Origin of the sequence: Kitasatospora sp. NPDC058162 (assembly GCF_042884005.1) — a bacterium.
Lineage (GTDB): Bacteria > Actinomycetota > Actinomycetes > Streptomycetales > Streptomycetaceae > Kitasatospora.
Genome location: NZ_JBHVUS010000003.1, coordinates 134618 through 147592 on the forward strand (window position 1 = coordinate 134618; position 12975 = coordinate 147592).

The following is a 12975-nucleotide window of genomic DNA, read 5'->3' on the forward strand; positions in this document are numbered from 1 at the left end:
GTTATTCGCCCACGACCGCAACGACGCCGAGCCGCTCGCCGAGCACCGCCGGATCGGTGGTGGGCGCCTCGCAGGCGAAGTGCCGGCAGACGTAGGCCGCGGGCGCGCCGCCGACCAGCGGGCGGTCCGCCAGCAGCGGCACCTCGGCGGCAGCCTCGCCCGGCTCGCCGACCGCGACGACGGCGCCGGGCGCCGTCCCGAGCAGCGCGGCCCGGCGCAGCGCCGCGGTGGCCGGGTGGTCGGCGGGGCCGACGACGGCGATCTCGCGCGGTCCGTCCAGCAGGGCCTCGGCGACGGCGAGGCCCCAGCCGATGAACCTCGGGGCCCGGGCGGCCAGGGCGCCGACGATGCCGAGGGCGCGTTCGGCGGCGGCGCGGTGCCGCTCGGAGCCGGTGTACGCGGCGTAGCCGAGGAGGGCCCCGGCGGCGGCGGTCCAGCCGGAGGGGGTGGCGCTGTCGGTCGGGTCCTGGGGGCGGCGGATGAGCTCCTCGGCGTCGTCGGCGGTGTCGTACAGGGCGCCGGAGGTCTCGTCGGTGAAGTGCTTGAGCACGGTGTCGAGCAGGCCGCCCGCCAGCTGGAGCCATTCCGCCTCGCCGGTGACGGCGTAGAGCGCGAGGAAGCCCTCGGCGGTGTCCGCGTAGTCCTCCAGGACGCCGGCGTTGGTGCCGGGCCGGCCGTCCCGGGAGGTGCGCAGCAGTCGGCCGTCGGGGGTGAGGTGGACGGCGAGCAGCAGGTCGGCGGCGCGTTCGGCGGCCTCGACGAGGTCGGGGCGGTCCAGCAGGGCGCCGGTCTCGGCGAGGGCGGCGATGGCGAGGCCGTTCCAGGCGGCGACCACCTTGTCGTCGCGGGCGGGTGCGGGCCGGGCCGCCCGGGCCTCGAACATCCGCCGCCGGATCTCCTCGTACTCGGCGAAGTCCTCGGGGTCGGCCAGGAGTTGGAGCACGGAGGTGCCGTGCTCGAAGGTGCCGGCGGCGGTGACGGTGAACAGCCGGGCGGCGGTGGCCGCGTCGGCCGGGCCGAGCAGGTCGACCAACTGGCCGGGCTCCCAGACGTAGTAGGCGCCTTCGGCGGAGGCCCCGGTCTCCTCGTCCAGGCTGTCGGCGTCCAGCGCGGAGGCGAACGCGCCCTCGGGCGTGCGGAGTTCGCTCAGCAGGAAGTCGGCCGTCGACAGCGCGACCCGGCGGGCGAGCGCGGAGCCGGTGGCCCGCCACAGGTGCAGGTAGACGCGCAGCAGCAGGGCGTTGTCGTACAGCATCTTCTCGAAGTGCGGCACCACCCAGTCGGCGTCCACGGCGTAGCGGGCGAAGCCGCCGCCGAGCTGGTCGTGGATGCCGCCGCGGGCCATCGCCTCGGCGGTGCGGACGGCCATCTCCAGGGCCGCCTCGGAGCCGGTCCGGGCGTGGTGGCGGAGCAGGAACTCGATCACCATGGCCGGCGGGAACTTGGGGGCCCCGCCGAAGCCGCCGCGGTTCTGGTCGAACTCCCGGCTGAGCCCGACCAGCGCCTGGTGCAGGTCGGCGTCGCCGGGCGGGTGGTGGGCCCCGGCCGAGTAGACGGCGGCCCGCTCGGCGAGGTCGGCCCTGATCCGCGCGGCGACCTCGCCGACTTCCTGCCGCCGGTCCCGCCAGGCCGCGTCCACCCCCTCCAGCACCTGCCGGAAGGACGGCATCCCGTGCCGGGGCCGGGGCGGGAAGTAGGTCCCGAAGTAGAACGGCTCCTTGCCGGGCGTGAGGAAGACCGTCATCGGCCACCCACCCTGCCCGGTCGCGGCCTGCACGGCCTCCATGTACACCGCGTCGACGTCCGGCCGCTCCTCCCGGTCCACCTTGACGGGGAGGAACCGCTCGTTCAGGTACCCGGCGAGCTCGGCGTCCTCGAAGCTCTCGTGCGCCATCACATGGCACCAGTGACAGGCGGCGTACCCGACGCTCAGCAGCACCGGCACCCCGCGCCGCTCGGCCTCGGCGAAGGCCTCCGGCCCCCAGGGCCACCAGTCGACCGGGTTCTCGGCGTGCTGCTGCAGGTAGGGCGAGGTCGCGTCCGCGAGACGGTTCGGCATGCCGCCCATCCTCCCGCATCCCCCACCCCGCTCACGTCAGGCCGGCCCCTGGCCGGGTCGAGCCGCCCCTGCCGCCTCCGGCGGACCCATCCGACGCCGGACCCCGAAGCCGGATCCACCGGCGATGGACCGGAAGCCCATCGAGGCACGAGACTGGAGCCATGCAGTCTGCGCCTCCTTCCAGTCCCGCCGTGTCCTCCCGGATGAGTCGGCAGACCAGCCGGGACACGGGCGCCGAGCGGGCGGTACGGCAGCTCCTCCACGCCGCCGGGTACCGCTACCGGATCCACTATCCGGTGCCCGGCATGCCCAGGCGCAAGATCGACATCGCGTTCACGCGGGCGCGGGTGGCTGTTCTCATCGACGGGTGCTTCTGGCACGGCTGCCCTGAACACGCCACCAGCCCGAAGGCGAACGCACAGTGGTGGCGCCAGAAGCTCGATCGCAACATGGAGCGGGATCGGGAGACGAACGAGCAGCTGGCCTCGGCGGGTTGGACCGTCCTCCGCTTCTGGGAGCACGAGTTGCCGGACACCGTCGCAGCACGGGTGACCACGGCGTTGGAGTGCCGAAAGCCGGACCGCCCACGCCGGTCCGAGTCCGAAACGCACCGGTGAACGGTCCGGGGCGCGTGCTTCCCCGGTCAGCTCGGGTCACCCGCCTCCTGCGGTCTCCTTTCCCCTGACCGACGCATCGGCGAACAGCTCCTCGAAGTGCACGACCAGCCTGCGGACCGAATCCTCCGGGGCACGCTCCTCCTCCGGACCTTCCGGCAGGCCCGTCCGGGGCGACGGAAGCGCCGATCCGGCTTCCTCGATCCAGTCGCGCAGCGACTCCCCGTCGCGTTCCGCATCGGGGGCGATGACGTCGTACATCAGCGTCGCCGCGGCGGCGTTGACCGCGGGCGTCAGGGCGTTGACCTCGCGCCCGGTGCGAACGGCACCGCTCTCCATCAACCGTACGAGTGCCAACGCGGTGGGGCGGTGGTCGATGACGTCCAGCCGCAGGGCCGAGTTGAGCATGTCCTGGTTGCCGCAGGCCACGGTGACCGGGCGGTAGTCGGGGCCGTCCCGGAACAGCTCGGCCGCCCACCAGAGGCGGGCGAACGACTGCTTGTAATGCGCACCGACGAACTTGTCGCGGGCGACACTCCTGCGGGCGCCGTCGGCCTTCGGCTCGGGCAGGTGGCGCCAGACGACGTAGTCCGGCGCCACCCCGAGGGCCAGGAACGTCCAGAGTCCCTTCTCGGCGGCCTCCCGACGTGTGAGCCGGAGGGTCTCGTGCAGCCGTGGAGCCAGCCACGCGTCCGCGGCCGTCGGCCGCTCGTCCCGGAACCTGTCCATCGCGTCGTCGATCAGGTCCCGGACCCGATGCAGCCGAAAGCGCGCGTCGTCGACGGCCAACGGCTCGGACACCTTGTTCAACGCGATGGACGGAACGTCCTCACGTCCTTCGAGCAGTCCTGCGGACAGGAACTCCGCAGCCTGCGCGTCGGTGATCAGAGCGAGCCGTTCCGGCAGGTGCTCAGGGCGGGAGGTCACGCGTGGGTCTCCTGATCGAGTCGTCCGATGGTGCGGATGGTGGCGGCCAGCGTCTGGGGGACATCGGCGCGGCGTGCGGCCGCGTACTGGATCCGCGGCTGCAGATCCGTCCAGCTCCCCTCGCCGGTGCGTCGGATGTGCACCTCGCGAAGAGCTTCCTCCACCGATCGCCCGGGAACGACGTCCGGGAGCATCTCCCGTAGCACCGCACCTCTCCAGTCGGGCGGCAGGAGCGGGGTGCCGTCGTCCTCGATCTCCAGGTCTCCCATGGCCGTGTGGAAGACAGCCGTCCACACGTCGGCGCACATCTGGGCCAGCAACATCTCGGCCACGAGGCTCTCGACCTTCGAACCCTGACCCTCGACGAGCGCCACGAGCCCCTCGAAGTCCGAGTTCAGCCGGACGACGGGCATCCGCCCCGAGGTGTCGACGATCCACGGCGTGTCCCGGAACCTCCGGAGCCACTCGGCTCCGCGGGCGAAACTCACCGTGGTGACGTCGAGTTGGCGCTCCCTCAGCGGGACCTCGGATGCCACGTCGACCATCCAGTCCTGGTCGGTGGAGCCGATGATCCGGCCCGGGACTCCGTCCACGGTGGCGACCACCTGCACGGCGAGGGTCGCCCGGTCCAGGTGGAGGTCCCGATCGAGTTCGATCTCCCCCGTCCACTCCCGGTCGCCCTCCGCCCCTGCCGTCAGCCGCGCGACGGTACGGGCGTTGGTCGCCCCCTCGGTGAGCACGGCGACGACCACGACATCGGTCCAGTGACCCTTCGACTCGATCTCGCGGACCGGCACGGTCGCCGCCACGGAGAGCCGAGCCGTCCGCCAGTCGGGACGTTCCGCCCGGCCGAGCGCCACGACCTGTTCGACGACGGAACAGGCCCGGGCATCCAGCTGCTCCCGAGCGCCTCCCGGGCCTCGGAGTCGAACGGCCGTGACACGTGCCGTCACCGCGCCGACCAACCGGGGGTACGGGTAGACCCTCACGCGATGTTCCCCCTGTTCTCCTGCAGTTCGACGATCAGACCGGTCAGGGCCGCCCGCACCGGATGCGTGGAAACATCGGTGATGCCTCGGAAGACGGCACGGCGTGCACCGGGCGCGAAGTGCAGCACGCCGTCGACCACCTCACAGTTGCTGACGGCGACCAGCTCCGCCCACCGGACCACCGGACGGGGCCCTGACCGGACGTCCAGCTTGGCGACCGGGTCCATGCGCCAGGCCTCCTCCCCCGGTGTGACCTTGACCTCCGCGGTGATCCGCCATGCACCGGACTCGTCGATCGCGGCCTCCAGATCGTTCAGCTTCGGAGGCGTCGCGACGCCCTTCGCCTTGGTGGCGGTCCTGCCGGAGATCTTCAGCCTCTTGGCCACCTTGCTCGCGCCGCCGGGCTTCGACTCCTTCGGGATGGCCACCAGGTCGTGCACGGCCTTGTTGATCTCCGAGGTCAGCGCCGAGATCCGTCGGTGGGCCGAGGGCGAGAAGCGCATCCTCAACTCCTCCGTCTGCCCCCACTTGTTGTGCTCGGGCGGCTCGGATGACCGCAGGAACTCCTCGGCCTCGACGGCGAACGGCGCATCGCCCCCGGCAGCCGTCCCCGCGAGAAGCACCGCCTGGAAGGGGTTCGTCCCCACCGGGAGGCCCGGCACCCAACTGGTCCTGACCGTCATGCGGTTGCCACGCATGGCGGTGACCCGGTTGATCCTTCCGTCGGCGTCCGTCGCCTCCGTGACGAGGAGCACCGCCCGGTGCTCACCTCCCGTACCGGCGAGTCCGTCCCGCTCGGGGACCTTCAACGGCACCGTGGTGAGCGCCACCTGGCCCGCCTCCGTGATGCGATCAACCGTGGTGCCGCTCAGGAAGGCCTGTAGCGCACGAGAACGTGCGGGCTGGTGCACCTGCGGGTCGACCCGCTCCTCGGGCAGGTGCTCCACGCCGTTGCGCAGGGTTCGCACCGAGGCCTCCAGCAGGGGCTGCCGGTCGCCTCCCGATGTCATCGCGGCCCAGAAGTTGCGCCCCAAGGCACCGACCAGCCTCCGGTGCATCCGCTCCAGGCTGTCCTCGTCGTCGCCCCCGTCGCTCTCGCGATCCTGGCCCGCCTCCGCGAGGCTGGCGACATCGTGGGCGCCGACGATCAGGAAGGACGTACCGGGTTCGTCGCCCTCACGGGTCAGGTGCAGGCTCTCGACCGTCTCCTCGTCCGCCCACCACGAGCGGACGACGTCCGAGTTCTCGGCACCGGTGTCCGGGACGCCCAGCCACGCGGGGCCGGCGAACCTCCTTCCGTCCACCTCCCGCCAGGGCAGGTCGAGACGTCCGACGAGCCTCCTCCGGGTGTTCCCCTCGTGCGGTTCGGAGAGCGTCGAGTTCATCAGGACGAGTCCGAGACGGCTGGTCGCCCACAGGGTGGCCTTCCCCAGTCCGTACGAGCCACCCGCCGAGGCGTCGGACTTGCGGCTGTCGAGCTGGCGCCGGACGACGGCCGCGAACCGGCCGTCCTCGTAGTCGTCCCCGGTCAACCCGTTGGCGTTGTAGTCGTCGATGCGCAGGAGGACCAGGCGATCCCGTTCGCGCATCTCGCGCAGGCCCGCGCCGATGACCCGCCCGACCTTCTGGTCCTGCGCGGCGGCCGCCTCGTAGTGGGCGCGGAGGTCGTGCCAGTGGATCGCCCGGCGGAATCGGGTGAGGCTGTCACCGGTCAGCTCGTGCAACGTGTACCGCACCCTGACCGGGCGGCCGTTCCTCCTGTCACGCTCGTCCAGGCTGTTCTGCGTCGCCTCGCGCGCCAGCACCTCCACGTCCGCTTCGAAGGCGAAGGCGGCCGCGTTGCCGAATTCCCGTCCGCCGTCGTCGTGACCGGGACGGTGGTACCACACCGCCGCCGTCCCGACGGACCCGCCATGGGGACCCGCACCCGCTGTGCGCCCCGCCCCGATCCCGACGGTCGTGTTCTCTGTGATCCGGTCGACGAGCTGCCGACCGGACTCGGTCTCCTCCGAGGCCACCGCTTCATCTCTCCTGTCGGAACTGCTCTCTGTCCCCGGCGCACCGGGCGTGCCGGAAGGCCGCGTCCCTTCCATGTCAGGCGTGTCCTTCCTCGTCCCCCGGTCCCCGTGTGTCCCGGTCTCCGCCCTCTCCTGGGCGATGGTTCGAGATCCCCTCGCACGACGACGCTCCGATTCGGAGTCGTCGAGGTCCAGGCCGAGGTGGATCCTCATGTCCTTGAGGGCGAGCTTCTCGATCTGCCGGATGCGTTCCCGGGTGACCCCGAACCGTCGCCCGATCTCGTCCAGGGTCCACGATCGACCGTCGACGAACCCGAATCGCAACAGCAGGAGTTCGCGGGTCCGGTCCGGGAACGAACACGCGTCGAACATCTGCCGGATCTCCTGCCGTTCGAACGCCGACCACAGCGCCTGCTCCGGGCCGGGCACGGTGCGGAGGTCGCCAGCCACCAGGTCCCCGACCGTCGAGTCGACGCCGATGGGGTGCTCCAGCGAGATGACCACGCGTCGACTCAGGGCCAGGTACTCCGTCACCCGCGCGGGGCTGAGTTCGCAGGCCAGGGCGAGATCCTCCGGGTCGGGGATCAGGCCTCGTTCCAAGAACTGCCGCTCGACCCGCCGCAGTCTCTCGATGTCGGTCCAGACGTGGACCGGCAGGCGGATGACCCCGCCCTCGTTGACCACCCCGCGGGTGATGCGCTGCCGGATCCACCACGTCGCGTACGTGGAGAACTTGCAACCCAGGGAGATGTCGAACTTCTCCACGGCCCGGATCAGCCCGAGCACCCCGTGCTGCGCGAGGTCGTCGTAGTCGGGACCGCCGTGCCGATGCCCCATCGACTGGAGGATCTTGTGGACGAGTCGTCGGTTGTGGGACACCATCGCACAGAAGGATCGGTATTCCACGCCGTCCTTCGCCAACGTTGCGACGTACCCCTCGGGTACCTCCTCCGACGACTTCGTCGCACCCCGGAACAGGAGGCAGAGCCCCACCTCCTCCTCGGCGGTCAGCAGTCGACGATGCGGGTTGGGCCGCCGACGGTCCGTCTCGAGCAGGACCATGGCAGCGCGACGGGCTGCCCCGAGATCCTGCACCCGCACCGTCCCCCGGAGGGATGCCAGGTCCGGGCGCTCGTCGTCATCCTCGGGACCGACCCCGTCGTCGAGCGGCTCGATCGGAGCGTGCTCCTGGGCGTCGGCCGCGTCCCTCGGCGGGTCGACGTGGTCCTCGATGCCCTCCGTCCCGACCTCCGCGGCTGCCACCGCCCGCTGCAACACCTGGATGTCCACCGGGTCGAGGAGTGCCGCCCTGGCCACCTTCGCCAGGGCCGTGGGGCGATCGAGACCTTCGTCCGCGAATCGCCGGACGAGGCCGACCAACAGATCACGACCGGTGTCATCCATCCGACTGCCGGATGCCGCGCCCCGCTCCATGATCATCTCGCCCCCTGCACCCACTTTCCCATCAGTACCAGGTTGTAGTCCACCACTCATCGGACCGCCACCGCCGGCACTTCCTGGACGAGGCCCGCGCCCGGTGGAATCCTCAGTCGCTATCTTGATGCCATGTCGGCGCGACCACCGGGGAGAGTGGATGCGGATCATTCCGAGCGAGATCTCGAGCAGGACCAAGAGCCGGGCGGAGCGCGACGTGTTCGCGGCGCTCAAGCGGATTCCCGACGACCGGAGCGTCGCGCTGCACGCCGTCCACCTCCCCGAGGGTGAGCGGAAGCGCGTCGGCGAGATCGACTTCGTCGTCGTCATGCCCGACCTCCTGCTGTTCATCGAGGTCAAGGGCGGCCGGGTGCAGCAACGCGACGGGGATTGGTACTACGGCCCGCCCGGTCGCGAGGACGGCCCGAAGGAGAGCCCCTTCGCACAGGCCAGCGCCGGCATGCACGAGCTCGAGCGACAGATCGGCAACCTGGTCGGCAACCTGCGGGACCAAGGGGTCCCCGGCGGGTACCTCGTGATCACCCCGGACGTGGACCTCCAGCGCACGACCGAGTTCAGGCCCGAACAGTATCTGGGTGCCAAGGAGTTCGACGGCGGACGAGGCCTGGCCCAGGGCATCGAGCGGGCCACGCGCCAATGGCTCAAGCAGAACCGATGGGCCTCGACTCCTGTCCCCGGCGCCCTGCGCAAGAAGATCGTCCAGGCGATCCGCCCTGAGTTCGACCTTGTCCCCAACCTGAACTCCCGCTTGTCACAACTGGACATCAGATTCGAGCAGCTCACGAACGAGCAGCTCGACAGGCTGGACGAGCTGGAGTCCGAACCCCGACTGATCTGGATCGGCGGCGCGGGCACCGGGAAGACCTTCCTGGCCGCCGAGGCGGCTCGCCGCGGATCCGCCACCGGAAGTGTCCTGTTCACCTGCGCGAGCAGGACACTGGCCACCCATCTGGATCGCCTTCTCACCGCGGACGAAATCACCGTTCTGCCGTTCGAACGTCTCGACGAGGTTCGCAATCGCACTTTCGATCAGTTGATCGTGGACGAAGCCCAGGACCTGATGACCTTCGAGAAGTTGGACGTCCTGGAGAAGCTGGTCACCGGTGGTCTCGGCCAGGGCCGATGGATTTTCATGTCGGACAACAACAATCAGGTGCTGGATCCCGACGGCTACAACCCCGAGGCCTGGAACTACCTGAACAGCGTCGGCCGGCCGTACGGCCCGTTGAAGCGCAACTGCCGCAACACCGTACAGATCGTCAAGCAGGTCAACCTCTACACCGGCGCCGACCTCGGCGTCGCCACCGCGGGCGAGGGTGCACCGACCCGATTCGTCGAGGTGAGCGACCGGGAGGAAGAAGGCCGCCGACTCGATGAGTTCCTGGCCGAACTGACCCAGGAGAGCGTCGATCCGAAGCGGATCGCCCTGTTGTCCGCCTCCGGGAACTGGGAGACGAGCTCGGCGCGCCTCACCCGACGCTCCTCCCGGATCGAGCGTTTCACCGACGTGGTCGGAACGGACCGGGCGAACCGCCTGGTGTGGTCCTCGATCCCCGACTTCAAGGGCCATGAGAGCGACATCGTCTGTCTGATCGATCTGGAGCCCGAGTTCCTGGAAGGACGGCTGGACGCGCTCTACGTCGCATGGACGAGGGCACGCGCCCAGCTCTGGATCGCCTGCAGGCCGGGCACCCGCGAGGTGCTGAAGAAGCTCGGCATCGCCTCCCTGACCCGGGAGGGACGTCTCGGATGAGCGAGCCGGACGCACGACTCCCCGGTCACCGCGCGGACTTCGTGAAGTACCTCCGCGACCAGTTGGTCGGCCCTGCCGGCCCCGAGGACGAGGTCCTCGCCGATCCCCCCGACCGCCGGTACCTGATGGGGACGTTGTACCCACGCGGAGCCTCCGTGCTGGAACACTCGCAGGAGGACGGAGAGCCCGCCTTCGACGGGCTCTCCGCCGGAAGCGGGGAGGAGGACAGCTTCGCGGATGATCCGGTCGCCGAGGCGAACGCCTGGCTCCCGTCGTCCCTGGGCTTCTCCTTCTTCACCAATGCCCATCGCATCCGGGTGTCCTGCCGGGCCTCCCGCTACGCGACCCTCCGCGAGGGGGGACGCCGCAGTTGGCGGCGGCTGCCGAGGTTGGCGGCCACGGTGGAGGTCGTCCCCGAGGAGTCCGATCCGGTCGAGGTCCTGGAAGGACACGGCCGGCTCCACGTCCGATGGCGACCCTTCGGCGCCGGCCACCTCGTCACCTGCGCACTCGCCAACGCGCACGAGGAGGAGGAGAGCCGCCACAAGGACCGGGACCTCATGCTCTTCCAGACGGAGCTCGAAGCGACGACGCTCGACGGGACGATCCTCGAGTATCCGAGCACGCGCCTCAACAGCCGTGACGAGGAGGAGCAGGAGCTTCGGGTCCAGTACCGGCACATCGTGACGAGGGCGGTGGGACACGGCTGCGCCGTCGAGTGGGACGAGGGGCCCGGGCATGTCACCACGGTCCGGGCTCAGGTCATGCCGCAGCAGACGGTCGAGCACATCAAACCCGACGGCCCCAGGGACCTGCCGGTGCTCAACCTGGCCCACCTGTCCCGGTCCGACGTCCCGGTCGGCGACCTCCGCTCCGACCTGCTCGCCTTCGTCCTGGGCTACCGCAAGTGGTTCGAGACCCAGCAGTCCGAGGCGGAGTCCTTGCGCGCATGGGCCGCCGCGCCGGCCGAACGCATCCTCGACCGGATCGGCACCGCCCTCGACCGCATGGCTTCGGGTGTGGAGGCGCTCACCGCGTCGACCCTTGCGGGTGAGAAGGCCCGGGAAGCCTTCCGGCTGGCCAATCGGGCCATGGCTCTCCAGATGCTGCACAGCCGCCCCGAACTGGCGGGTACCCGGCGCCGCCGGAACAGCGAGGTCGTCGAACTGACCGAACCGGGCGACGACCACACGTGGCACCCGTTCCAGCTCGCCTACTTCCTGCTCGTGGTCGAGAGCCTGATGGACCCGGATCACGCGGATCGCGGGACGGTCGACCTCATCTGGTTCCCGACCGGTGGCGGCAAGACCGAGGCCTACCTGCTGACCTCCTGCTTCGAAATCCTTTGGCGACGGCTCTGGTACGGCCCGGAAGGCGGAGGCACCGCCGTCCTGAGCCGGTACACGCTGAGCCTGCTCACCACCCAGCAGTTCCAGCGCACCGCGACGGCCGTCTGCGCCCTCGAGTACATCCGGCGGGGGCACGACGGTCCACCGCCCGAGGGCCTGGGGGACGAGCCGATCTCCATCGGGCTGTGGGTCGGCCAGGAGACGACACCGAACAAGATCTCCGCCGCTCAGGAGGAACTCGGTGTCCTGAAGCAGATGACCCAACCGGACGACCGGTTCCTGCTGGAGCGGTGTCCCTGGTGCGGCACCGAGATCGTTCCCGAACGGCACGGGCAGGAGCGGGACTTCGGAATCCGGGCGGACGGAGTCGGCACCGAGTTCTTCTGCCCCCGCGAGACCTGTGTGTTCCACGACCGGCTTCCGGTGTCGGTCGTGGACGAGCAGATCTACCGCAACCCGCCGACCTTCGTACTCGGCACCGTGGACAAGTTCGCCCGGCTCGCATGGGAGCCGGACGCGGGGAACCTGTTCGGCCGGAACGGCAGACGCGGACCGTCGCTGGTGATCCAGGACGAGCTGCACCTGCTCTCCGGCCCGTTGGGCACGATGGTCGGGCTGTACGAGTCGGCGGTCCTCGAACTCTGTGCCTGGCAGGGCACCCGACCGAAGGTGATCGCGTCCACCGCGACGATCCGCCGCTCGCAGGACCAGATCCGCGGCCTCTACGGCCGCCCCGCTCAGCTCTTCCCACCGCCGGGACTGAAGGCCGGCCACTCCTACTTCGCTTCGCCGGACCGTGACAGACCCGGACGCCTCTACGTCGGGGTCATGGCACAGGGACACACCGCGTCGACGGCGACGGTGCACGTCGGCGCCGCCGGACTGCAGGCACCGACCGCGACCTGCGACGACGCTGCCCTGCGCGACGCCTACTGGACGATGGTCGCCTACCACAACAGCCTGCGGGAGCTCGGCCGAACGGTGACGATCGCCCGCGACGACATTCCGGTGCGTCTCGAGCACCTGACGAAGGACGAACGCCGGCGCCGCAGGCTGAACGACGACGCTGTGGTCGAACTGACGAGCAACATCCCCCGCGCCGCGCAGCCGCGGCTCCTGGAGCGCCTCGGGAAGAGGTTCGACGAGACCGGCAGCGTCTCCTTCCTCGCCACGACGAACATGCTCTCCGTCGGTGTCGACGTCCCGCGGCTCGGTCTGATGGTCATGAACGGGCAGCCCAAGACCACGTCGGAGTACATCCAGGCCACGAGCCGCGTCGGCCGGCGTCACGTGCCGGGCCTGATCATCACCTTGTTCCGCTCGACCAAGCCCCGCGACCGGTCCCACTACGAATCGTTCGGCGTCTACCACCGTTCGCTCTACCGGCACGTCGAACCCACCAGCGTCACGCCCTGGTCCATGCCGTCCCGCAACCGTGCTCTGCACGCGGCGCTCACGATCCTCGTGCGACACGGAATCGGTCTCAGTGCGGAGAACAGGGCCGGGGACATCCTCGACCACCCGAGCGCCGTCGCACGGGTCCGGGACCTCCTGCTGGACCATATCCGTCGGGCCGACCCGGAGGAGGCCGCCGCCGCGGCCGAGCAACTGGACTCCCTGATCGAGGAATGGCAACAGGAGGCGGAGGAAGCGGGCTACAACGGCGAGCGGCTCTACTACCAGCCCCAGGGGCGGGGACATTCGGCCCTCCTGACCGACTTCGGCAAGCAGGGCGGCATCTGGGAAACGGCGCAGTCGATGCGCAATGTGGACCGCGAATGCCTCATCGCGGTGAGAGGAACGTGAGCTCG

General features: G+C 70.3%; 6 protein-coding genes and 2 pseudogenes. 3 read left to right on the plus strand and 5 right to left on the minus strand.

Translation table 11 applies throughout. From position 1 onward, the window contains the following. Nucleotide 1: 1 nt before the first annotated feature. Nucleotides 2-2059: a thioredoxin domain-containing protein gene (locus ACFVXG_RS07025; protein ID WP_387925099.1), complete on the minus strand. Its 2058-nt coding sequence runs from the start codon at nt 2057-2059 to the stop codon at nt 2-4. A gap of 161 nt (nt 2060-2220) precedes the next feature. Here ACFVXG_RS07025 and ACFVXG_RS07030 point away from each other — a divergent pair, with 161 nt between their 5' ends. After that, a complete protein-coding gene (locus ACFVXG_RS07030; protein ID WP_387925100.1) occupies nt 2221-2676 on the plus strand; it encodes a very short patch repair endonuclease in 456 nt (151 codons plus the stop codon). Between the two features lie 36 nt (nt 2677-2712). On the opposite strand, the gene ACFVXG_RS07035 is transcribed toward ACFVXG_RS07030, so the two are convergent. The 4 genes and pseudogenes from ACFVXG_RS07035 to ACFVXG_RS07050 all read right to left on the minus strand — a co-directional run. After that, entirely contained in the window at nt 2713-3600 is an 888-nt protein-coding gene (locus tag ACFVXG_RS07035) for a DUF6339 family protein (protein WP_387925102.1), read from the minus strand. Continuing rightward, a complete protein-coding gene (locus ACFVXG_RS07040; RefSeq protein ID WP_387925103.1) occupies nt 3597-4589 on the minus strand; it encodes a hypothetical protein in 993 nt (330 codons plus the stop codon). Before ACFVXG_RS07040 ends, ACFVXG_RS07035 begins: the two co-directional genes overlap by 4 nt. After that, nucleotides 4586-6490 (minus strand): annotated as a pseudogene (locus ACFVXG_RS07045) (transcriptional regulator); the annotation flags it as partial. The pseudogene ACFVXG_RS07045 and the gene ACFVXG_RS07040, both read right to left, overlap by 4 nt. A gap of 336 nt (nt 6491-6826) precedes the next feature. Next, nucleotides 6827-8212 (minus strand): annotated as a pseudogene (locus ACFVXG_RS07050) (RNA polymerase sigma factor RpoD/SigA); the annotation flags it as partial. Between ACFVXG_RS07050 and ACFVXG_RS07055 the strand changes: the two are divergent. After that, complete coding sequence (locus tag ACFVXG_RS07055; protein WP_387925104.1) at nt 8202-9815, plus strand: NERD domain-containing protein; 1614 nt, start codon at nt 8202-8204, stop codon at nt 9813-9815. The pseudogene ACFVXG_RS07050 and the gene ACFVXG_RS07055 overlap by 11 nt on opposite strands. Next, a complete protein-coding gene (locus tag ACFVXG_RS07060; RefSeq protein ID WP_387925105.1) occupies nt 9812-12970 on the plus strand; it encodes a helicase-related protein in 3159 nt (1052 codons plus the stop codon). Before ACFVXG_RS07055 ends, ACFVXG_RS07060 begins: the two co-directional genes overlap by 4 nt. The last annotated feature ends 5 nt before the right edge of the window (nt 12971-12975 follow it).